Source organism: Reyranella humidisoli (assembly GCF_019039055.1).
Taxonomy (GTDB): Bacteria; Pseudomonadota; Alphaproteobacteria; order Reyranellales; family Reyranellaceae; genus Reyranella; species Reyranella humidisoli.
Genome location: NZ_JAHOPB010000001.1, coordinates 2138048 through 2158625, shown reverse-complemented (window position 1 = coordinate 2158625; position 20578 = coordinate 2138048). Strand labels below are relative to the sequence as shown.

Annotated in this window: 18 protein-coding genes and 1 tRNA gene; 6 read left to right on the top strand and 13 right to left on the bottom strand. The window is 67.7% G+C overall.

Going from position 1 to position 20578, the window contains the following annotated elements:
• Positions 1 to 46 precede the first annotated feature (46 nt).
• Complete coding sequence (locus tag KQ910_RS10505) at positions 47 to 1033, bottom strand: Bug family tripartite tricarboxylate transporter substrate binding protein (RefSeq protein ID WP_216959307.1); 987 nt, start codon at positions 1031 to 1033, stop codon at positions 47 to 49.
• A gap of 93 nt (positions 1034 to 1126) precedes the next feature.
• On the opposite strand from KQ910_RS10505, the gene KQ910_RS10500 reads away from it, so the two are divergent.
• The 4 genes from KQ910_RS10500 to KQ910_RS10485 all read left to right on the top strand — a co-directional run bounded on the left by KQ910_RS10500 (position 1127) and on the right by KQ910_RS10485 (position 5616).
• Positions 1127 to 2368 (top strand): amidohydrolase family protein, encoded by a 1242-nt coding sequence (locus KQ910_RS10500; RefSeq protein WP_216959304.1) that lies wholly within the window; start codon positions 1127 to 1129, stop codon positions 2366 to 2368.
• 40 nt (positions 2369 to 2408) lie between these two features.
• Entirely contained in the window at positions 2409 to 3935 is a 1527-nt protein-coding gene (locus tag KQ910_RS10495) for an amidase (RefSeq protein ID WP_369408321.1), read from the top strand.
• A 177-nt stretch (positions 3936 to 4112) separates the two neighbouring features.
• Positions 4113 to 4439, top strand: a complete 327-nt coding sequence (locus KQ910_RS10490; protein ID WP_216959301.1) for a hypothetical protein — start codon at positions 4113 to 4115, stop codon at positions 4437 to 4439.
• 793 nt (positions 4440 to 5232) lie between these two features.
• On the top strand, positions 5233 to 5616 hold the full coding sequence (locus KQ910_RS10485) for a thrombospondin type 3 repeat-containing protein (protein WP_216959298.1): 384 nt from the start codon (positions 5233 to 5235) through the stop codon (positions 5614 to 5616).
• A 44-nt stretch (positions 5617 to 5660) separates the two neighbouring features.
• Here KQ910_RS10485 and KQ910_RS10480 read toward each other — a convergent pair whose 3' ends face one another.
• The gene (locus KQ910_RS10480) at positions 5661 to 6800 is read right to left on the bottom strand and encodes a CaiB/BaiF CoA transferase family protein (RefSeq protein WP_216959295.1); all 1140 of its coding nucleotides are present in this window, start codon (positions 6798 to 6800) and stop codon (positions 5661 to 5663) included.
• Between the two features lie 4 nt (positions 6801 to 6804).
• Positions 6805 to 7212: a hypothetical protein gene (locus KQ910_RS10475; protein ID WP_216959291.1), complete on the bottom strand. Its 408-nt coding sequence runs from the start codon at positions 7210 to 7212 to the stop codon at positions 6805 to 6807.
• A gap of 20 nt (positions 7213 to 7232) precedes the next feature.
• Here KQ910_RS10475 and prmB point away from each other — a divergent pair, with 20 nt between their 5' ends.
• A complete protein-coding gene (gene prmB / locus KQ910_RS10470) occupies positions 7233 to 8114 on the top strand; it encodes a 50S ribosomal protein L3 N(5)-glutamine methyltransferase (RefSeq protein ID WP_216959288.1) in 882 nt (293 codons plus the stop codon).
• Here prmB and KQ910_RS10465 read toward each other — a convergent pair.
• On the bottom strand, positions 8111 to 9184 hold the full coding sequence (locus tag KQ910_RS10465) for an ATP-dependent 6-phosphofructokinase (RefSeq protein WP_216959285.1): 1074 nt from the start codon (positions 9182 to 9184) through the stop codon (positions 8111 to 8113). The two genes, prmB and KQ910_RS10465, sit on opposite strands and share 4 nt — an antisense overlap.
• A gap of 85 nt (positions 9185 to 9269) precedes the next feature.
• Here KQ910_RS10465 and KQ910_RS10460 point away from each other — a divergent pair, with 85 nt between their 5' ends.
• Entirely contained in the window at positions 9270 to 9779 is a 510-nt protein-coding gene (locus tag KQ910_RS10460) for a DinB family protein (RefSeq protein ID WP_216959282.1), read from the top strand.
• A 25-nt stretch (positions 9780 to 9804) separates the two neighbouring features.
• On the opposite strand, the gene KQ910_RS10455 is transcribed toward KQ910_RS10460, so the two are convergent.
• From KQ910_RS10455 to KQ910_RS10415, 9 genes are all read right to left on the bottom strand, one after another.
• Positions 9805 to 11388 (bottom strand): metallophosphoesterase, encoded by a 1584-nt coding sequence (locus KQ910_RS10455; RefSeq protein WP_216959279.1) that lies wholly within the window; start codon positions 11386 to 11388, stop codon positions 9805 to 9807.
• 59 nt (positions 11389 to 11447) lie between these two features.
• Positions 11448 to 13955: a cation-translocating P-type ATPase gene (locus tag KQ910_RS10450; RefSeq protein WP_216959276.1), complete on the bottom strand. Its 2508-nt coding sequence runs from the start codon at positions 13953 to 13955 to the stop codon at positions 11448 to 11450.
• A gap of 275 nt (positions 13956 to 14230) precedes the next feature.
• Positions 14231 to 14306 (bottom strand) — tRNA-Lys (locus KQ910_RS10445).
• A gap of 98 nt (positions 14307 to 14404) precedes the next feature.
• Complete coding sequence (rodA, locus tag KQ910_RS10440; protein ID WP_229600376.1) at positions 14405 to 15559, bottom strand: rod shape-determining protein RodA; 1155 nt, start codon at positions 15557 to 15559, stop codon at positions 14405 to 14407.
• Positions 15556 to 17451: a penicillin-binding protein 2 gene (gene mrdA, locus KQ910_RS10435; RefSeq protein WP_216959272.1), complete on the bottom strand. Its 1896-nt coding sequence runs from the start codon at positions 17449 to 17451 to the stop codon at positions 15556 to 15558. The genes rodA and mrdA overlap by 4 nt, the downstream gene beginning before the upstream one ends.
• Positions 17448 to 18020 carry a hypothetical protein gene (locus KQ910_RS10430; RefSeq protein WP_216959270.1) on the bottom strand — a complete coding sequence of 191 codons (573 nt, stop codon included), beginning with the start codon at positions 18018 to 18020 and terminating at the stop codon, positions 17448 to 17450. Before KQ910_RS10430 ends, mrdA begins: the two co-directional genes overlap by 4 nt.
• Before the next feature lies 1 nt (position 18021).
• The gene (gene mreC / locus KQ910_RS10425) at positions 18022 to 18921 is read right to left on the bottom strand and encodes a rod shape-determining protein MreC (protein WP_216959265.1); all 900 of its coding nucleotides are present in this window, start codon (positions 18919 to 18921) and stop codon (positions 18022 to 18024) included.
• Positions 18922 to 18962: 41 nt separating this feature from the next.
• Entirely contained in the window at positions 18963 to 20003 is a 1041-nt protein-coding gene (locus tag KQ910_RS10420) for a rod shape-determining protein (RefSeq protein ID WP_068189726.1), read from the bottom strand.
• Positions 20004 to 20195: 192 nt separating this feature from the next.
• A complete protein-coding gene (locus tag KQ910_RS10415) occupies positions 20196 to 20534 on the bottom strand; it encodes a hypothetical protein (RefSeq protein ID WP_216959262.1) in 339 nt (112 codons plus the stop codon).
• Positions 20535 to 20578 lie beyond the last annotated feature (44 nt).

Genomic DNA, 20578 nt, shown 5'->3' with positions numbered 1-20578 from the left:
TGATTTCCTCCGGCGCGCATTGTGCCGGAAGCGCCGCCTCAGGCAATCAGTCTGCGCGGATATTTCCCGCCTTGATCACCTCGCGCCAACGCGGCAGCTCCGTGGCGATGAGCGCCGTATAGCCCTGCGATCCCAAGGTGCCAGGCCGGATGCCGAGCTTTTCGAAGCGCTCCTTGATTTCGGCGCTCTGCAAGGCCGCGGCGATCTCCGTCTCCCATCGCTTGGCGATCTCGGGAGGGATTCCGGCCGGCGCGGAGAAACCAAACCAGTTCGTCGCCACGACTTCTGGAAATCCCGCCTCGCGAAAGGTCGGCACGTCCGGCAGGGTCGGCGCGCGCTGATCCTCGCTGACCGCCAGAGGTTTCATGCGCCCGGAGGTGAAATAGCCTGTCGCCGTCGGCAGGCTTTCCATCAAGGCCGTGATCTGGCCACCCAGCAGGTCGTTCATCGCCGGCGCCGAGCCGCGATAGGGAATATGCGTGAACTGCGTCTTGGTCGAGAGCGCCAGCAACTGGCCGACCAGATGGTTCATCGTGCCGTTGCCGCCCGAGCCGTAGGTGACCTCACCCGGCTTGGCGCGGGCCATGTCGATCAGCTCCTTCGCCGACGCGATCGGCGAGGTGCCGTTGACCGCCAGCACCGTCGGGAAGGTGCCGACCAGATGGATATGCGTGAAGTCGGCCAGCGGATCGTAGGGCACGTCCTTGTAGAGGACCGGGCCGATCCCGTGCGAGGCGGCGCTGGAGATCATCACGATGTGGGCATCGCCGCGCGCCTTGGCGACGATGTCCGCACCCAGCATGCCGCCGGCGCCGGGCTTGTTCTCGACGACGATCGGCTGGCCGAGCTTCGTGCCGAAATATTCCGCCAGCGCTCGCGACATGATGTCGGCCGCGCCCGCGGGTGGAAAGTTGACGATCCAGCGGATCGGCTTGGTCGGCCACGGCGCAGGAGCCGCGGTCTGGCCCGCGGCCAGGCTCGGAGACAGGGCGGCGGCGGTGCCGGCGAGCAGAAGATGACGTCGGGAAAGCATGGTTCTTGCTGAGCCTCCGGGGCCGTCGGGCTGTTATTGGCCGACGGCATGGTGCAACATGCGTGCCGGCCGCCGCCGGCGACTGGAGTGATGATGGATTTCGACCTTGTCCTGCGCGACGTGCGGCTCCCCGACAGTACGCCCGATCAACCGACCACCGATATCGGCGTAAGCCAGGGCCGCATCTCCGCGATTGCCCCCAAGCTCGGCGGCAGCGCCCGGGAAGAATACAAGGGTCATGGTCGACTGGTCTGTTCGGGCTTCGTCGACACCCACATCCATCTCGACAAGGCCTGCATCCTCGGCCGCTGCGAACACAACACCAAGCGCATGCCGCACCTCGCGATGGAGCGCGTGTCGGCGGTCAAGCACACCATGACCGTCGAGGACGTGATCGAGCGCGCTTCGGCGACCATCGAGAAGTGCATCAGCCACGGTGCCACCCGCATGCGTCCCCATTGCGAGGTTGATCCCAAGATCGGGATGCGCGGCTTCGAGGGCGTCAAGGCGCTGGTCGACAAGTACAAGTGGGCGATCGACATCGAGATCTGCGTCATGCCGCAGGAAGGCCTGACCAACAATCCGGGCACCGACGAGCTGATGGTCGAGGCGTTGAAGAACGGCGCGAGGGTCGTCGGAGCGGCGCCCAGCTACGACAGCGACAGCGCCGCCCAGATCCATCGCGTCTTCGAGCTGGCGCGCGAGTTCGATGCCGACATCGACATGCATGTCGACAGCGGCCCGACGGCCGAGCATCTCGACACGCTGCTGGTCTGCGATCTCGCCGAGAAATACAAATGGGGCGGCCGCGTCGCCGTCGGCCATGTCGGCAAGCTCGCGACGATGCCGTTCAAGGATCTCGACAAGGTCGCCCGGCGCATGGCCGATACCGGCGTCGCCGCGACGGTGCTGACCGCAACCGATCTCTATCTCGGCGGCCGCCACACCGACCACAACGTGCCGCGCAACGTACTCGACCTGAATTTCCTCACCGAACGCGGCGTCACCTGCTCGGTCGCCTCCAACAACATCCTCAATCCGTTCACGCCGTTCGGCGACGGCCAGCTGCTGCGCCAGGTCAACATGCACGCCATCGTCACCCAGCGCGCCAACGACGACGAGGTGAAGGCGCTGTGGGACATGACGACCAAGACGGCCGCCAAGTTGATGCGCAAGGACGATTACGGAATCGCCGTCGGCGGTCCGGCCGACCTCGTGGTTCTCGACGCGCCGGATGCCGTCATGGCGCTCAGGACGATTGCGCCGGTGCTGGCCGCCTACAAGCGCGGCCGCCGCACCGTCACCCGGACGCCGGTCGAGTTGCACCGGCCCTGACTTTCATCCAGTGATCCTGAAACGTTTCTGAAAAGGGGAAATGATGTCCAAGAACGAGCTGGTCTCGCTGTCGTCGGTCGAGATGCGCCGCCGCATCGGCACCAAGGAGATTTCACCGGTCGAGCTGCTCGACGCCTGCCTCGAGCGCATCGAGGAGGTGAACCCCGCCGTCAACGCCGTGACCGCGATGTGCGTCGACCGCGCGCGCAAGGAAGCCAAGGCCGCTGAAGCCGCGGTGCGCCGCGGCGAGGACCTGCCGCTGCTGCACGGGCTGCCGACCGGCATCAAGGACCTTGAGGAGACCAAGGACCTGCTCACCACCTACGGCTCCCCGCTCTATCGCGACTATGTGCCGGGCTACGACAACGTCATGGTGGGCCGCGTGCGCGCCGCCGGCGCCATCGTTGTCGGCAAGACCAACGTGCCGGAGTTCGGCGCCGGCTCGAACAGCCGCAACCCGGTCTGGGGCGCCACCGGCAATCCCTTCAATCCCATGATGAATGCCGGCGGCTCGTCGGGCGGCTCGGCAGCGGCGCTGGCCACCGACATGCTGCCGGTCTGCACCGGCTCCGACACCGGCGGCAGCCTGCGCAATCCGGCCGCCTTCTGCGGCGTCGTGGGCTTCCGCCCCTCGCCCGGCATGGTCGCCGTCGAACGGCGCGCCATGGGCTGGACGCCGATCTCGGTGCTCGGTCCGATGGGCCGCAACGTCGCCGATGTCTGCCTGCTGTTCGCCACGCAGGTCGGCCAGCACGACAGCGATCCGCTCTCCTTCCCGCTCGAGCCGGAAGCCTATGCCGAGCCGTGGCCGGTCGATCTCGGCAGCCTGCGGGTCGCCTACACGGAGGATTTCGGCGGTGCGCCGGTCGACAAGTCGATCCGCCAGACCTTCCGCGAGAAGATCAAGGCGATGAAGCCGATGTTCCGCAGCCTCGACAAGGTGGACGTGGATTACGGCGGCGCCGACCGCTGCTTCGACGTGATCCGCGCGGTGAGTTTCCTGTCGCGCTACCAGGACACCTATACCAACAATCGCAAGATGCTGGGCCCGAACATCATCGCCAACTACGAACTCGGCGCGAAGCTCACCCTGGCCGACTTCGCCTGGGCGCATGGCGAGCAGACCCGAATCTTCCGGGCCTTCCAGGAAATCTACAAGGAGTACGACCTGGTCATCGGTCCGACCGTCGGCTTCTCGCCCTTCCCGTGGAAGCAGCTCTACATCGACGAGATGGACGGCAAGAAACTCGGCACCTACTACCACTGGATGGCGACGAAGTACTTCGTCACCCTCACCACCAACCCCGCCGTCTCGCTGCCCTGCGGCGTCGACGGCCAGAAGATGCCGTTCGGCCTGCAGGTGATCGGCCGCTTCCGCGGCGACGGCGAAGTGCTGGGCGCCGCCCACGCGATGGAGCAGGCATTCAAGACCAACCCGATCCTCGCGCGGCCACTCCCCAACATCGCCAAGCTGCGCAAGCCGGTGCCGGCCCTGAAGTCGATCGTCACCCATCCGCCGAAGCTCAACGCCAAGGTGGCCCGCGGCCCCGCACCCGGCGCGCTGTAAGCGCACTTCCTCTTCGAGAGAGGCCGACAACGCCCGGCGCCGTTCCACGGTTGCCGGGCGTTCTTCTTTACAGAACTTCATCTTTTAGCCCGGGCGATGCCACTTCGGGCGACGTACCTCGTTCTAGAGGGAGTGTTCCCGTCGCGAGACAGGGTTCGACCCCAAACGGAGGTAGCGATGAACAAGCTGAAGTTCGTGATCGCGGCGGGCCTGCTGGCCGCAACTGCCGCCTGTACCCAGACCGGCTACGACAATTCGTATGCCTACAACAGCGGCTATAATTCCCGACCCGCCTACAACAACGGGTACTCCACCCAGAATACCAACGGCTATTACAACAGCCGTCCGGCCTACAACAGCGGCTACTACGCGCAGAACAGCAACGCCCGCTACGGCTATCAGAACCGTCGCGGACCGAATGGCGACTATGACGGCGATGGCGTTCCCAACCGTCGCGACATCGACGCCAACGGCGATCATGTCCCGGACGCCTTCCAGCGCTAGCTGAATCTCCACCCGACACCATTGACCGGCTCCCGAATTCCTTCGGGAGCCGGTTTTGATTCGAGGCCTGGTATTGAGCGCCTTTCCTGAGCACCCGGCGCCTCCCCTCCCGCTGCCTGCTCCTGGGTCCGCCTTCAACAAATCCCGCCAGCGTCCATACACCGCCACTTTTACGAGTATCTACTAAACTAATGCTCTCATAAATAGAGTACGTAATAGGTGGAGGACGAATGCGCTGCATGACCTGGCTCACGGCCGCAGCCCTCGCGATGGGGACGGCGGGTTGCGAGTTGTTCGCGAGCCCTCCGACGACCTACGGATACGGGATCAAGGACCGATCACCCTCTTCCAGCGTTCAGCGCGGCAGCAATCCAGGCTTGCACGCACTGTCACGGCCAGCGCCAGTCGAATACTCGCCCCCAGCTACGCCACCCCAACTGCCAGCCTCACAGAGCTACTCCCGGCCGCTCCTGCACCGGGACACGCCCGAGCGCAGGCCTGTCCAGTACGGCCGCGATCGCGACTGGAACGGCGATGGCATTCCCGACAGGTACCAGTACAAGCAGCCGGACCCGCCCCGTAGCCTCCTGGGTTCGTCGATCCTTCAGGATCCGTCGAGCCGCTCACCGGGCTCGCCGCTTGGTCCGCTTCGCTAGGCAGCCCAGTCACCAGTCGATCACGGATGCCTTCAACAAATCCCGATTGGGACAACACGGCGACACCGTCACTCGCGAATCTCTTTTCATGGGAACGTCCCGCTCGCGAACGGCGGGCTTCCCGGTGGAGGGAAAGAATGCGCTGCGTCAGTTGGCTCGCCGCCGCGGGCCTTGTGATGGTGACGGCGGGATGTGTCGAACAGTCGGGCTATCCGACCACCTCCGGCTACAGTCCGGGCTACGGTTCTTCGAACTACGGGTACTCCGGCTACTCCAACAACTATGCGAGCCAGCCGAGCTACTACCGGCCGGCCCCGAGCTACTCCTACTACGCGCCACCGCCGCCGCCCCGGCCGCAGGTGGTCACCCAGACCCGCTATGTGCCGGTGCCGGTCTCGCCGCCTCAGCGGTCTTACAACCGATCCATGAGGGACAGCGATCGGGATGGCGTTCCCGACCGCTACGATCGCGACAGGAACGGCGACGGCGTTCCCGACAAGTACCAGCGTTCGCGTTGGTAAGTGCAGCCAGACGGCGCGACCCAAGGGTCGCGCCGTTTCGGCTTCTAGGAACGGCGCTTGCCGCGGATCTCCGCATCGTGCTGGCCGAGCGTCGGCGCCGGCCGGCGGACACTGCCCGGCGTCGCCGAGAGCTTGAGCGGCACCCCTAGCGTCTTCTGCCTGCCCGCCCTGGCATGCTCGACCTCAGCCACCATGCCGCGCGCCAGGATCTGCGGATCGGCGAAGACCTCGTCATGGTGCAGCACCGGCCCGGCCGGGATACCTTCCTTCTCCAGCGCCGCCATCCAGTCGTCGGTCGTGCGCTTGGCGATCTCGGCCTGCAGGATGGCGACGATCTGCTCGTTGTTCTTCACCCGGTCCGCATTGGCCTTGAAGCGCGGGTCCTCGGCGAGCTCCGGCTTACCGATCAGGGCGCAGAGCTTGCGGAAGAAATTCTGCTGCGCTCCGCCGATGGTCAGCCAGCCGTCGGCCGTCTGGAACACCTGGTAGGGCGAGGAGCCGCGATGCCCCTGGCCGAGCTTCTCCGGCCGGATGCCGTTGGCGAAGAAGTTGGCCGCCTCGTAGACGCCCAGCGACACGGTGGCTTCCAGCAGCGACGTCTCCACCCACTGGCCCTCGCCCGTCCTGTGCCGGGCCTGCAGGGCGCTCAGCACGCCGATGGTGAGATACAGGCCGGCGCCGACGTCGGAGATGGCGAGCGGAATGCGGTAGGGCGGGCCGTCCTTGGGGCCGGTGACCGACATCAGGCCCGACATGGCCTGGATGATCAGGTCGAAGCCGCCGCGACTGGCATAGGGGCCGGTCTGGCCGAAACCCGAGATCGACCCCAGCACCAGCCGCTTGTTGCGCGCGTGCAATGCCTCCCAGCCGAGGCCGAGCCGCTTCATGACTCCCGGGCGGAAATTCTCCAGCACGACATCGGCACCGTCGACGAGTTCCCAGAAGACCTTGAGATCGTCCTCGTTCTTGAGGTCGAGCTTGAGGCCGCGCTTGTTCCTGTTCCACAGCATGAACGGCGCCGACTCGCCTTCGAGGAACGGCGGCGCGCCGCGCATCGAATCGCCCTGGGGACTCTCGATCTTGATGACGTCGGCGCCCATGTCGGCGAGTTGCATGCCGCAGAACGGGCCGGAGAGATGGGTCGTGAGGTCGAGGACGACCAGACCGTCGAGAGCGCCTGCCATGTTGCTATCCCAGAAGTTTGCGAAGATCGTCGAGCGTGTTGGCCCATTTGCTGACGCCGAGATGGTTCGACACCAGCCTGCCGGCCTGCACGATCAGGAAGCGCGGCGCGCCGCTCTTGCGCGGAATCTGTTTCAGGATCGGCGCCAGCGCGCCCGGCCAGTATTGTTCCTGATAGACCTCGCGGAAGCGGGCGGCCTCGACCTCTTCCCAGATGACCTGCCGGAACTCCGGCGAGGCGGTCCAGGCTTCGAGGTACTCGCGCTTCCAGCGCACACAGGGCGGACAATCGGGGCCGCCGACCAGGATCACCCTGATCTCAGCCGGAGCGGCCCCCACCGGCGCGGACCCGACCGGCGCGGCTGCCGCCGCTGCGACGGCAAGACCGGCGAAAAGAAGCGCGCGGCGATTCATATCCGGTAATGTAGGCCCGCATGGCGCGACCGACCAAACCCTCTCTCGTCACCCTGGGTGATTTCTTCAAGTTCGCGGTCGCGCGTTTCCGCGCCGCGAGGCTGGCCTATGGCCACGGCACGACCAATGCCGTCGACGAGGCGGCCTTCATGGTGCTGGAGGCGCTGCGGCTGCCGATCGACCGGATCGACCCGTGGCTCGACCTCGTGCCGACACCGGCGGAGAAAGCACGGCTCATCACGTTGATCGAAGCGCGGGTTTCGCTGCGCATGCCGGCGCCCTACCTGCTGGAAGCCGCCTACATGCAGGGCGTGCGCTTCCACATCGACCGGCGCGCGCTGATCCCGCGTTCCTTCATCGGCGACCTGCTCGCGGGCGGCGCGCTTCCCACCGCAAGGCCGCGCCGCATCCTCGATCTCTGCTGCGGCTCCGGCTGCCTCGCCATCCTGGCGGCCTTGGCCTTTCCGCGCGCGAAGGTCGATGCCGTCGACCTGTCGGCCGGCGCGCTGGCGCTCGCCCGGCGCAACGTGGCGACGCATCGCCTCGGCGACCGCATCACGGTCCATCGCGGCGATCTCTTCCGGCCGCTGCAGGGCCAGCGCTACGACCTGATCATCAGCAACCCGCCCTATGTCGATGCCGGCGGCATGGCGAAGCTGCCGCCCGAGTTCCGGCACGAGCCGCGCATGGCGCTGGCGGCGGGCAACGATGGGCTCGACCTCGTGCACCGCATCCTGGCCGACGCGCCCAAACACCTGACCAAGAGCGGCGGCCTCGTCTGCGAGATCGGCCGCGGCCGCGCCCCGCTGGAAGCCGCCTACCCCAAGCTCCCCTTCCTGTGGCTCGACACCGAACTCAGCGAAGGCGAGGTCTTCTGGCTGTCGCGCAGCGATCTCGCTTAGACGGCATCTCCCAGGCAGATCCCCAGCGCCCGCGCCGTGCGGATCAGCGTGCCGTCGGGATCGACCGTCCGCGACCGGCCAACGACCTTCGACAGCGGCACGTCGATCACCTGCCGGTTCCACCAGGCCACCATGTGATCGCCCTTGCCCTCGGCCAGAAGGTCGACGGCGCGGACGCCCAGCGCGGACGCGAGCAGTCGATCCTCGGCGGTCGGCATGGCGCCGCGCTGGACATGGCCCAGCACCGTGGCACGGGCTTCCGCACCGGTCGCCCGGGCCAGCCGCTTGGCCAGCCAGTCGCCGACGCCGTGTTCGGGTGCATCGGCCGACGGATCGGCGGCCTCGTCCGACTGGCCGGCCGCTTCCGCCACGACGACCAAAGCCGACGTGCGTCCCACGGCACGCAGGCGCCCAATATGCGCGACGACGTTCTCCAGCCTCCAGCGGACTTCGGGGATGAGCACGACGTCGGCACCGCCCGCGATCGCCGCCGCGATGGCGATATGGCCGGCGTCGCGGCCCATCACCTCCAGGACCATGGTGCGTTCATGACTGGTGCCGGTCGGCTGCAGCCGGTCGAGCGCCTCGGTGGCGATCGCCACAGCGGTCGAATAGCCGACGGCCCGCTCGGTGTGGCCGACATCGTTGTCGATGGTCTTGGGAATCCCGACGAAGGGGATGCCCGAGGGCGCCAGCAGCTTGCGCAGGATGGCGAGGCTGCCGTCGCCGCCGACGCCGATCAGCCCCTCGAGACCGAGCTGCTTCAGCCCCTCGACCATCTCGCCCGACCGGTCCTTGCGGCTGCCGTCGGGCATCGGAAAGGCGAAGGGATCGCCGCGATTGGTGCTGCCGAGGAACGTACCGCCCTGCCGCGCCAGCGCCGCGCTCAGCCGGTCGGGATCGAGCGGCACCGCCTCCACCGGCCGCTCGAGCAGGCCGAGCGTGCCGTAACGCACGCCGACGGTCGTCCAGCCATGGCCATGATGCGCCCGCAACGCGACGGCCCGGATGGTGGCGTTGAGCCCGGCGCAATCGCCGCCGCTGGTCAGGATGCCGATTCGTCTCGTCATCTGCTTACTCCGACAATCCAGGGGCCGACGGGTTGAACCTGCCAATCAATCTTGAAACCGCAAGGCGGCGGTGCAGGATGAAGGCATGAAGAAACATTATGTCACCTTCGCGGGCTACAATGCGTGGGCGAATCGCCGGCTCTACGACGCGGCCGCCAGGCTCGGCGACCCGGCGTATCGCGCCGACCGGGGCGCCTTCTTCAAGTCGATGCATGGCACCCTCAATCATCTGCTCGCGACCGATCGCATCTGGATGAAACGCTTCACCAGCGCGGGCGATGCACCGGAACGCCTCGACGCGATCCTGCACGAGGACTTCGCCGGTCTGCGCGCGGCGCGAGAAGCCGAGGACCGTCGCATCGTCGCGTGGATCGACGGACTCGACGAGGCGCGGCTTGCGGGCGTCATCCGCTACCGCCGCGTCTCGACGCCGGACGAATTCGTGCAGGAACTGATGCCGGCCCTGGATCACTGGTTCAACCATCAGACCCATCACCGCGGCCAGGCGCACATGATCCTGACCGGCTTCGGCCAGGAGGCGCCGGAGCTCGACCTGCTCTTCTATCAGCGCGAGGTCACCGCCGGCCGGGCGTAAGCGATCGACGGACTGCGCGCAGGCATCACTTCAGTTCGCAAATCGAACGCTGCCGCCCCGGCCCCGGCCAGCGCGAGTCGCAGATCGCCAGCGTCTCGCCCTCGATGCCATAGAGCACGCTGCTCCAGGTCCCGTCCTCGACGGGCTGCACGATCATCGCCGCGAAATCGCGCAGGCCCACGACATAGGCCGGGCCCCTGTCCAAGCCATCGACGCGGACCGGCGCCTTGGGGTTCTCCGGCGAGGGCGGCGGCTGCACATGCGACAGCTCCATGCCGCCGGTGCCGACGGCAAGATGCGGCGGGTGCGGCCCGTCGAAACCGATCGCCTGGAACCGGTGCATGTGTCCGGCAATCACGGCCGTGACGTGGCGCGGCATGCTTCCGCGGAACACGCGATGGATCGCTTCGCGCTGCGTCTCGTTGATGAAGCCGTAGGACGTCAGTCCGATCGGACCGCCCTTGTCGCGCCTGACCACGGCCCAGACGGGCCGGTGCGTCACCAGCCATGTCGGCGTCGGATCCTCGGCCAGCATCCTCGCTACCTCGCCATACTGCGTGAGGTAGGTCTCGAGATTGTAGAGCACGGCGTCGGCGGCATTGGCCGAATCGACGGCGATGATGTTGAGCCTGCCGAGCTTGAGCCGGAACGGCGCGTCGGACACGATCGGGAATGGCTGGCCGGCGAAAGGCAGCGCGGGCGGCTTGGGCCATGCGCCGGGTCGCCAGTCGGCCGGCAGCTGGGACGGACACTCCTTCTGCCGGCGGCCGGGCCCGAGCAAGGGTGAATTCACATCCAGCAGATAGAACCACCCGGGACCGCCGCGACTGCAGAGTTCGTGGTTGCCGCGGCTGAAGAGCCACGGCGCGGCAACCAGCAGCCGGGCCGCCGGCCGGAAGAAATCGTCGCGCCAGTTGGTCCACTTGTCCGGATTCGGACTGCCGTCGATGTTCTGGCTCCAGTAGGCGGCGCCGATCGGCAGGCTGGGCTCGTCCTCGTCGTCGAGGTCACCCGTGTCGTACACGCTCACCTTGAGCGGCGTGGCATAGCCGGTGAGGCTTGTGGGGAGCACGAGGCCACGCTCCGTGCCGCGATAATTGTAGTCGCCGACATGCACGATCAGATCGGGGCGCTTGTGCGCCTCCTCCTCCGACAGGAGGCCGAACGGCCAGACCTTGGCGAAACCGTCCCCGCCGCAGTATTGCGGCTTGGCCAGGGTCTCGCCGCGACAGCCGCTGTCGCCGATCAGCACCACGCGGCGCGGCGTCGCGATTGAAACGGCCGGCAGGTCGATACGCCGGTCACCCAGGAAGACGCTGGCCGCCTCGCCGACCGGATAGCGGGCCTCGCAAACCATCACGGCGTCGAAGTGACCGCCCGCGGGGCGGCGGCGCGGATTCATCGTCGTCGAACCACCACCCGCCGACGTGCGCAGGACCGGACAGGCCGTGGCGCCTTCGGCGACGCTGCGAACCATCGGCAGGGGCTGGCCATCGCTTCCCTCACCGAACAGGACGAAGGCGAAGAAATCCGGCGCCCTGGACTGCGCATGCGCGCCGAAGCACGCGAGCATGAGGCAGAGGAAGGGCACGAAGACGGTGGGACGCATGGCTGAACTCCGGAGGCGCTCCATTCTAGCAAGCGGGAGCCGTGAAAAGTCCTCCGCAATCACGAGTGTGTCTTGAATCGCCTCCCGCTGGTGCGCTCCCAGGTGCGCCGGGCAAGGCGGAGCAGGGCCAGCGTCAGCGCCAGGAGAGTGCACGCGAGGGCGACCATCAGGACATCGTCCCAGTGCATCGCTCCGAAACCGAACAGGCGCCGCACCGACGGCACGGTCACGGTGGCGGCCAGAAAGGCGATCGTGAGCACCTGTATCCCGAGCAGCACCCGATTGCCGCCGGTCAGGAAATCGAACGGGTGTCCGCGAAAGGAGCGGTTCGCGACGATCAATCCGAGATTGGAAAGCACCAGTGTGAAGAAGGCGAGCGTGCGGACTTCTTCCTCCGGCATTCCGCGCTGGACGGCGAGCAGGTAGACGGCTGCGGTTACCGACAGCGCGGCAACGCCCTGCAGGACGCTCCCGGCGAGCATCGATGCCGAGAACAGCCGGGCATCGGGCGCGCGCGGCGGTCGGGTCATCACGTCGGGCTCCTCGTGCTCGGCCTCGAAGGCGACGGAGCAGGCCGGGTCGATGATCATCTCGAGGAAGGCGATGTGCACGGGCAGCAGGATGAGCGGCAGCCCCGTCAGCAGTGGCAGCAGGGCGATTCCCGCGATCGGCACATGGACGGCGACGATGTAGCCCATGGCCTTGCGCAGATTGTCGTAGATGCGGCGACCCAGCCGCACGGTCCGCACGACCGAGCCGAAATCGTCGTCGAGCAGGACGATCGAGGACGCCTCGCGCGCCACGTCGGTGCCGCGCCCGCCCATGGCGATGCCGATGTCGGCGCGCTTGAGACTCGGCGCATCGTTGACGCCGTCGCCAGTCATCGCCACGACCTCGCCTCGCGCCTGCAGCGCTTCGACGATGCGCAGCTTCTGCTCCGGCAGGATGCGCGCAAACACTCCGACGCTGGCGACTCGCTCCCGCAACGCGGCGTCGGAAAGATCGGACAGTTCCCGACCGGTCACCACCGTATCCGCCGGAAGCCCGGCCTCTCGCGCAATCGCCTGGGCCGTGGTTGGGTGATCGCCGGTGATCATCACGACGCGGATGCCCGCGGCGAGGCACTCGGCGATGGCGCCTGGCACCTCCGGCCGAAGCGGATCGGCGAGCCCCACGAGGCCGGCCCATTGGAACGTGTAGCCACGCGGCGAGTCGGGCAGCGGGCCCTCGCCGGATACGCCGTGAGCGACCCCGAGGACCCGCACGCCGCGCGTACCGAGTGCCTCGACCGTATCGCGGATCGAACCCGCTGCGTCCGGCGCGAGTCGGCACAGGTCCATGATCGCCTCCGGCGCGCCTTTGGCGGCAACCACGAGCCGCGCCTCACCGGGCACCCGCCAGACCTGGGTCACCGCCAGCAGGTCGGCCGACAGGGCATAGCCGCGCACGAGCGAGCGGCCCTCCGTCTGAACGGACGCCGCCTGCGCGATGGCGCGATCCATCGGGTCGAAGGCCTCCGGCACGCAGGCCAGCTCGGCCCATCGCAGGAGCTGCGCGCGGTCAGACCCGTCTACGGCAACGCACTCCTGGACCGTCATCTGGTTGCGCGTGAGGGTGCCGGTCTTGTCGGTGCACAGGACCGTGGCGGCCCCCAGCGTCTCGATGGCGGTGGCCCGGCGCGTCAGCACGCGGGCCTGCGAGATTCGCCAGGCGCCCATGGTCATGAAGACCGCGAGCACGAGGGGAAACTCCTCCGGCAACATGGCCATGCCCACCGCGATGCCGGCCAGCGCCGCGTCGAGCCAGGAGCCGCGCAACAGACCGTACGTCACGATCACGGCCACGCTCGCCAGCAGGCCGCCCACGGCGAACAGCCTCACCAGCCGCCGCGTCTCCAGCGCCAGGCGCGGCGTGGCGGCATCGATCGAGGCGAGCGACTTGCCGATCCGACCGATCTCCGTCGCCGCGCCGGTAGCCTGGATGAGCACGACGCCGGTTCCCCGCACGACCAGCGAGCCCGAGAAGACGGCGGGGATATTCTCTCCCCCGGGCCGCATGCCCGCTCCCTCGGCGTCGGAGGCGCGGGCGCGCTTGGCCACGGCGACCGATTCGCCCGTCAGCATGGACTCGTCGACCAGCAACTCGCGCGCTTCCAGCAGCACGCCATCGGCCGGGATGCGGTTTCCTTCCGCCACCAGCACGACATCGCCGCGGACGACCTCCCGCCCCGGGATGCGCCGGGACCGGCCGTCCCGGATCACCAGGGCGCGCGGGCTCGTCATCGCGCGCAGGGCGTCGAGAACCTTCTCGCTGCGGATCTCCTGCACGATCGAGATCGACACCGACAAGGAGGCGAAGGCGAGCAGCACGACTCCGCTCACCAGGTCGCCGAGGGCGGCGTAGACCGCCCCGCCCGCCAGCAACAGGCCGAACATCGGCTCGCGCAGTATCTCCAAGGCAATCTGCCAGAGGCGACGCGGACCGGCGGCCGGAAGCTCGTTCGGGCCATCGGCCGCGAGGCGCCGCCCGGCCTCCTGCTCCGTGAGGCCGGCGGAGGCCGGTGTCATGACGGGCCGGTGCGCGGGCGAAAGAGCGTCGGCACCGCTCTCGTCATCATCCCGATCGCATGCACGAGGCTCTCCCTAGCGGACTGGAGCGCTTGATCACGCAATGCCGTCGAAACGACATTGCGCCAGATCAAGAGCCGCCGGAAGCCTTCCCTGATGCCGATCCTATCGTGCAAATTGCCACGAGTTGGACGCGGTTCTGAGACGTCCAATTCCGTACCCGCGATGTTCCTTGGGGGCAGATAGTCTAAGTGCTTGGAAACATTGACCGGGCTTGGTGGGCGCACCAGGGCTCGAACCTGGGACAAGCTGATTAAGAGTCAGCTGCTCTACCAACTGAGCTATGCGCCCCCACTGCCTAGCAGGGTCATTGCCCGGAAGGCGGCGGCTATACCAAGGCTGTTCCGCCTTGTCGATAGCCCCGTTCGAAGGATTTTTCGCAGGTTCGTCTATCGGGTCCGGGGGAGCTGGGCGTCGCGGTAGACGTTGACCCCGATCAGCAGTCCGCAGGCGAACATGACCGACAGCAGAGCGGTGCCGCCGTTGCTGACCAGCGGCAGCGGGACGCCGACGACGGGCAGCATGCCCATCACCATCGCGGTGTTGATGAACACGTAGAGGAACAGCATCGCCGTGACGCCCAGCGCCAGCAGGCGGCCGAAATGATGCTGGCTGCGGAAGGCGATGGAGAAGCCCCAGACCACCACGAGAGCAAACAGGCCGAGCAGCACGAGCGCGCCGGCCATGCCCCACTCCTCGACGAAGGTCGTGAAGATGAAATCGGTCTGCTTCTCGGGCAGGAAGTTGAGCGACGACTGCGTGCCCTTCAGGAACCCCTTGCCGAACATGCCGCCCGAGCCGATGGCGATCTTCGACTGGGTGATGTGGTAGCCGGCGCCCAGCGGGTCGCGGTCGGGATCGAGGAAGGTGAGCACGCGCTTCTTCTGGTAGTCGTGCATCAGCGACCAGGCGATCGGCAGGCAGGCCACCGCGCCGATGCCGGCCGCCAGGAACATCCAGATCCGCACCCCCGCCACGAACAGGAGCGCCCCGCCGCCCATCAGCACCATCATCGCGGTGCCGAGGTCGGGCTGGACCATGACGAGACCGACCACCACGAGGATCATGATGAGCGGCGGTATCGTGTAGACGAACTGCGAGGCCTGCTCGCGCCGCAGCCCGTGATAGTAGCGCGCGATCACCAGTATCACGGCGACCTTGGCGATCTCGGAAGGCTGGATCTGCATCGGGCCGATCACCAGCCAGCGCTGGGCGCCCATGCCGATCTTGCCGATGACGTCGACCGCCACCAGCATCAGTACCGACACGATGTAGATCGGCCAGGCCAGCGACAGCCAGACCTTGGGATGGATCAGGGCCACCACCAGCATCAGGATGAAGGCCGAGCCGTAGCGCACCGCATGACGCGCCGCCCACGGCTCGAACCTTCCGCCGGCCGCCGAATAGAGCGCCAGCACGCCGATGCCGGCGATCGCCGTCAGCACCAGCACGAGGCCCCAGTTGATGCGCCAGATCTTCTCGGCGAAGCCGACCGGCGCCGGCGCGTCGAGCGCCGCGCTGCTACCCATGGCGGCCAGACTCATCGCGACGCCATCTTTTTGAAGCGGTCGGTGCGGCGCGACGGGTCGCGCTTCATGGTCTCGACCAGCACGTCGCGGCCGATCGGACCCGCGGTGGCACCGCCGGCCTGGCCATGCTCGACGATCACGGCGCAGGCATAGCGCGGATTGTCGACCGGGCCATAGCAGACGAACAGCGCGTGATGGCGCAGATGCCACGGCAGCGAGGCCTGGGTGATGCCCATCTCGCGCTCGCGCTCGGTGATGCGCTTGACCTGCGCGGTGCCGGTCTTGCCGGCATAGGTGAATTCGGGTTGCTTGACGCGCAGCGCGTTGGCCGTGCCCTGGCTGCTGTTCACCACGTCCGACATGCCCTGCCGCACGATCGCCAGATGCTGCGGGTTGAGCCGCAGCGAGGGCGCCGTCGGCTTGGTGCGCGGCGGCGGCGGCACCAGCTCCTCGCGCGGGGTCGCCTTGGCCAGCAGCAGGTTGGGCTGGACCTCGTAGCCGCCATTGGCGATGCGCGCCGTCATGATGGCGAGCTGCAGCGGCGTCGCGGTCATGTAGCCCTGGCCGATGCCGAGGTTGAACGTGTCGCCGTGCTGCCACGGCTTGCCCATCTTCTCCTGCTTCCAGGCGCGCGTCGGCTGGTTGGCGGCGGACTCGCCCGGCAGGCCGAGTTCGCTCACCTTGCCGAAGCCCAGGCGCTGGGCCATGTCGCTCACCCGGTCGATGCCGGCCCGGCGCGCCGCCTCGTAGAAGAAACAGTCGCACGACATGGCGATGGCTTCGCTGACGTTGGTCGAGCCGTGGCCGCCCTTCAGCCAGCAATGGAACTTGATGTTGCCGAGTTCAAGGAAGCCTGCACACGGCAGGCGCGTCCACGGGTCGATCACCTTGGCCTCGAGGGCGGCCAGGGCCGTTACCATCTTGTAGGTCGAGCCCGGCGGATAGACGCCGGCGATCGCCTTGTTGTGGAGGGGCCGCTCGGGATTATCGAGCAGGTCGCGCCATTCGGTCTGCGTAATGCCGCGCGCGAAGGTCGAGGGATCGAAGCCGGGTGTCGAGACCATGGCGATCACGTCGCCGGTGACGACGTCGAGCACGACGACGGAGCCGCTCTTGTGCTCCTTCATCTTCTCCATGGCGAAGCGCTGGATGTCGAGGTCGATGGTCAGCAGCGCGTTGGCGCCGGGCTGGCCCTCCGTCCGGTCGAGTTCGCGAACGACGCGACCGACGGCGTTGACCTCGACCTGAACGGCGCCGGCACGACCCCGCAGATTGTCCTCGAGCGAGCGCTCGACGCCCTTCTTGCCGAACCGCATGGTCGCGAGCTGCAGCACCGGATCGTCGCGGCCAGCGAGATCCTCATCGGCGACGCGACCGGTGTAGCCCACGATGTGGCTCATCAGCTCGCCCTCGGGATAGTCGCGCGACTGGCCGAGATCGATGAACACGCCGGGCAGGTCGGGGGCGTTGAACTCGAGCCGCGCCACCTCTTCCCAGCCGAGATTCTCGCGCACCACGATGGGCTGCGCGCTGCGGCTGCGGCGCAGCTCGCGCAGCAGGCGGACCTTCTCAGCCTCGCCCAGGCTGAAGATCTGGTCGAGGCGCTCGACCAGCAGGTCGGCGCCGCGGCCACGGTCCGACGTCGCCATGGCGCGGAAATTGTTGCGGTTCACGGCGAGCGGCACGCCGCTGCGGTCGAAGATCTGGCCGCGCGACGGCGCCAGCAGCCGCATGTTGATGCGGTTCTCCTCGGCCATCGTGGCGAACCGGTCGGTCTCGACGACCTGCAGCTGGTACAGGCGGCCGGCCAGCGCCGTCAGCAGCACCGCCTGTGCGCCGCCCAGCACCAGCGCGCGGCGCGTGAACAGGCCGCTGCGCTCGCCGTCGCCCTTGCGGAAATTCTTCATAGCGCCGTCTCGCCCGTCCGCGCGCCGCCGCGGGACAGTTCGGGAATGTTCAGCGGGTCGCGGGCGCGCACGCGCGCGAGCAGCGGGGCCAGCAGGGGGTAGATCACGATCACCACCACATACTGCAACATCGCCGGCACGGGATCGATGGGCGCCCAGGTCCACAGGGTCGTGAAGGCCCAGACCAGCGCCACGAAGCCCCAGCAGACGATACAGAAGCCGATCCACTGGAACAGGAACGGAACGCCCACCAGGTAGCGGCGGTTGGCCACGACGGCCGCGCGGATCAGCACGAAGCCCAGCGCGCTGACGCCGACGGGGGCGCCGGGTCCTCCCAGCAGCAGGTCGAGCAGGACGCCCAGGACCAGCAGCAGCGGCCCCGGCAGGCGCTCGGGCGTCGCCAGGCTGAACTGGAAGACCACCAGCGCCGGCAGCAGCGGCAGCGCGTCCGAAAGATACGGGGCGCGCAGCGGCGCCAGGGTCAGCAGCACGAAGAACAGCAGCACCGTGCCGGGAAGCGCGGCGCGGCCCCAGCGGTCCAAGAGAGCGAGCGTGCCGTCGGTCCGCATGTCAGCGCGACCGCACGGCCGTGCCGCCCGGCGGCGCGGCCGGCGGCGGCGGGGCGCCGGCCCCGACGAGGCCGGTCACGCCGTAGTCGACGACGCGCACGAATTCGAGGCGGGAGAAATCGGTGAACGGCCGAACGCGGACGCTGCCTTCGCTGGTTTCCACGACCTCACCGACGGGGATACCGACCGGAAAGCTGCCGCCATGGCCGGAGGTCACGATACGGTCGCCGGCCTGAACGCCCGCGACGCCTTGCAGCAGGGCGAGGCGAAGCCGGGGTGAATTGTCGCCGGCCAGGATCGCCCGTTCGCGCGTGCGCTCGACCAGAACAGGCAGGCGGGAATTGACGTCAGTCACGAACAGGACACGCGAGCTGTTCTCGCCCACTTCGGCGATGCGGCCGGCCAGGCCCTCGCCGGTAACGACCGCCTGCCCCGGCGCCACGCCGACCCGGCGGCCGACATTGAGCAGCGCGCCGCGCATGTAGGCGCTGACGCTGTCGCCCACGAGGCGGGCGGTGATGAACGAAGCCTCGGGTCCCTCTCGGAACCTGGCAAGGCTGCGCAGGCCCTCATTCTCGTTCTCGAGGCGCCGCGCGGCGGTCTGCCAGGCGAGCAGCCGGGCATTCTCCTCGCGCAGACGGGCGTTCTCGTCGCGCAGGGAGGCGAATTCACGGAGATCGGCGATGGCCCGGTTGGCATAGGCGGCCGGCCGGGCGATGGCCTCCAGGACGGGGCTCGCCACGTCGAGCGCCAGCACGCGGGCATGTTCGACCAGGACGGTGTCGGCCTTGCCGACCAGCATGATGCCGAAGGCGGCGATCACGAGCAGGCCGAGGGCGAAGCGCTGCACCACCGTGCGCACCTGGCCCGCGACTACCTCGAAGTCGTCCCGAATCGCCATTTCCTGCCCATTCTAACCCAAGCGGGCGGCGGCGCGGCCTGTTAGTACATCGAAGAAAGGACGCCGCGAAGACGCACGATGTTCTCGACAGCATGGCCCGTGCCAAGCGCCACGCAGAGCAGCGGATCCTCGGCCACGGAGACCGGCAGGCCGGTCGCCTGGCGCAGCACGGTATCCATGTTGGCCAGCAGCGCGCCGCCGCCCGTGAGCACGATGCCCTTGTCGACGATGTCGGCGGCCAGTTCCGGCGCGGTGTTTTCCAGCGCGACCTTCACGGCCTCGACGATGGCGCTCACCGGCTCCTGAAGGCTCTCGGCGATCTGCCGCTCGGTGATGACCAGCTCCTTCGGGACGCCGTTCATCAGGTCGCGGCCCTTGATCTCCATCGTGCGGCCCTCGCCGTCGTCGGGCGGGCAGGCGGAGGCGATGGTCTTCTTGATGCGCTCGGCCGAGCTCTCGCCGACCAGGAGGTTATGGTTTCGGCGGATGTAGGCGATGATCGCCTCGTCCATCTTGTCGCCGCCCACGCGCACCGAGCGCGGATAGACGATGCCGCCCAGCGACAGCACGGCCACCTCGGTGGTCCCGCCGCCGATGTCGACGACCATCGAGCCGGTCGGCTCGGTCACCGGCAGGCCGGCGCCGATCGCGGCGGCCATCGGCTCCTCGATCAGCCAGACCTTGCGGGCGCCGGCGCTCTCGGCCGATTCCTGGATGGCGCGGCGCTCGACGGCGGTGGAGCCTGAGGGCACGCAGACCACGATCTGGGGATGGGCGAAGCTGCGGCGATTATGCACCTTCGAGATGAAGTGCTTGATCATCGCCTCGGCGACTTCGAAGTCGGCGATGACGCCGTCGCGCAGGGGACGGATCGCCTGGATGTTGCCGGGGGTACGACCCAGCATCATCTTGGCCTCTTCGCCGACCGCGAGAACCTGACGCTTGCCGCTCTGCGTGGTGAGGGCCACGACGGACGGTTCATTCAGAACGATGCCCCGACCCTTCACGTAGACCAACGTATTGGCCGTACCGAGGTCGATGCCCATGTCCGCCGAAAATAGCCCGATGACGCGCGACAGCATTGAGTTAAGTCTCTGTAATTACGGCGAAATCTTGAATTTTTGGCGCTATTCCAAGGTCCAGCGCCGGAGGTGCGACCGGGTTTAGACCGGCAAGGCAAGGCTCGCAAGGCGATTCAAACGGCCGCACCCATGGTCACTGTTTGTGCTCGTTGGTGATTCGTCGCGACTGAAAAGTTGCGCGCTGCGGGTGCGTCAGGCGTTCGCCAGCCGCCGCTCCTGCCGTTCGATCCAGGCCACGACATCGGCACGACGGCCCGTCTCGATATGCGCCCATTGATGAGACTTCAGTTCCTCGCCGGTTCCCGAGCGCCAGTATTCCTTCACCACGAGCATCGTCCAGGGCGCGGCGCCGGTGGCGCGCCCCGTGGTCACCTCGACGGTGAAGCCGTGGCTCGCACCGGCGTAAGAGTGCCGCTCGCGCTGCCAGGCGACGCCGTCGACGGTCCACGACGTCTTCAGGGCGCGCGACGTGCCGGGTTCGAGCAGGCGATCGACGATGCGAAAGAATGACGCGTCGCCGATCTTGCGCACTAAGACACGCTCACAAGCAAACGACCAGCCTCACCCTGAGGAGC

What these genes read in the sequence shown, in the direction of transcription:
- KQ910_RS10505 (WP_216959307.1), bottom strand. Translation starts at nt 1,033, where the DNA reads ATGCTTTCCCGACGTCATCTTCTGCTCGCCGGCACCGCCGCCGCCCTG.
- KQ910_RS10500 (WP_216959304.1), top strand. Translation starts at nt 1,127, where the DNA reads ATGGATTTCGACCTTGTCCTGCGCGACGTGCGGCTCCCCGACAGTACG.
- KQ910_RS10495 (WP_369408321.1), top strand. Translation starts at nt 2,409, where the DNA reads ATGATGTCCAAGAACGAGCTGGTCTCGCTGTCGTCGGTCGAGATGCGC.
- KQ910_RS10490 (WP_216959301.1), top strand. Translation starts at nt 4,113, where the DNA reads ATGAACAAGCTGAAGTTCGTGATCGCGGCGGGCCTGCTGGCCGCAACT.
- KQ910_RS10485 (WP_216959298.1), top strand. Translation starts at nt 5,233, where the DNA reads ATGCGCTGCGTCAGTTGGCTCGCCGCCGCGGGCCTTGTGATGGTGACG.
- KQ910_RS10480 (WP_216959295.1), bottom strand. Translation starts at nt 6,800, where the DNA reads ATGGCAGGCGCTCTCGACGGTCTGGTCGTCCTCGACCTCACGACCCAT.
- KQ910_RS10475 (WP_216959291.1), bottom strand. Translation starts at nt 7,212, where the DNA reads ATGAATCGCCGCGCGCTTCTTTTCGCCGGTCTTGCCGTCGCAGCGGCG.
- prmB (WP_216959288.1), top strand. Translation starts at nt 7,233, where the DNA reads ATGGCGCGACCGACCAAACCCTCTCTCGTCACCCTGGGTGATTTCTTC.
- KQ910_RS10465 (WP_216959285.1), bottom strand. Translation starts at nt 9,184, where the DNA reads ATGACGAGACGAATCGGCATCCTGACCAGCGGCGGCGATTGCGCCGGG.
- KQ910_RS10460 (WP_216959282.1), top strand. Translation starts at nt 9,270, where the DNA reads ATGAAGAAACATTATGTCACCTTCGCGGGCTACAATGCGTGGGCGAAT.
- KQ910_RS10455 (WP_216959279.1), bottom strand. Translation starts at nt 11,388, where the DNA reads ATGCGTCCCACCGTCTTCGTGCCCTTCCTCTGCCTCATGCTCGCGTGC.
- KQ910_RS10450 (WP_216959276.1), bottom strand. Translation starts at nt 13,955, where the DNA reads ATGACACCGGCCTCCGCCGGCCTCACGGAGCAGGAGGCCGGGCGGCGC.
- rodA (WP_229600376.1), bottom strand. Translation starts at nt 15,559, where the DNA reads ATGAGTCTGGCCGCCATGGGTAGCAGCGCGGCGCTCGACGCGCCGGCG.
- mrdA (WP_216959272.1), bottom strand. Translation starts at nt 17,451, where the DNA reads ATGAAGAATTTCCGCAAGGGCGACGGCGAGCGCAGCGGCCTGTTCACG.
- KQ910_RS10430 (WP_216959270.1), bottom strand. Translation starts at nt 18,020, where the DNA reads ATGCGGACCGACGGCACGCTCGCTCTCTTGGACCGCTGGGGCCGCGCC.
- mreC (WP_216959265.1), bottom strand. Translation starts at nt 18,921, where the DNA reads ATGGCGATTCGGGACGACTTCGAGGTAGTCGCGGGCCAGGTGCGCACG.
- KQ910_RS10420 (WP_068189726.1), bottom strand. Translation starts at nt 20,003, where the DNA reads ATGCTGTCGCGCGTCATCGGGCTATTTTCGGCGGACATGGGCATCGAC.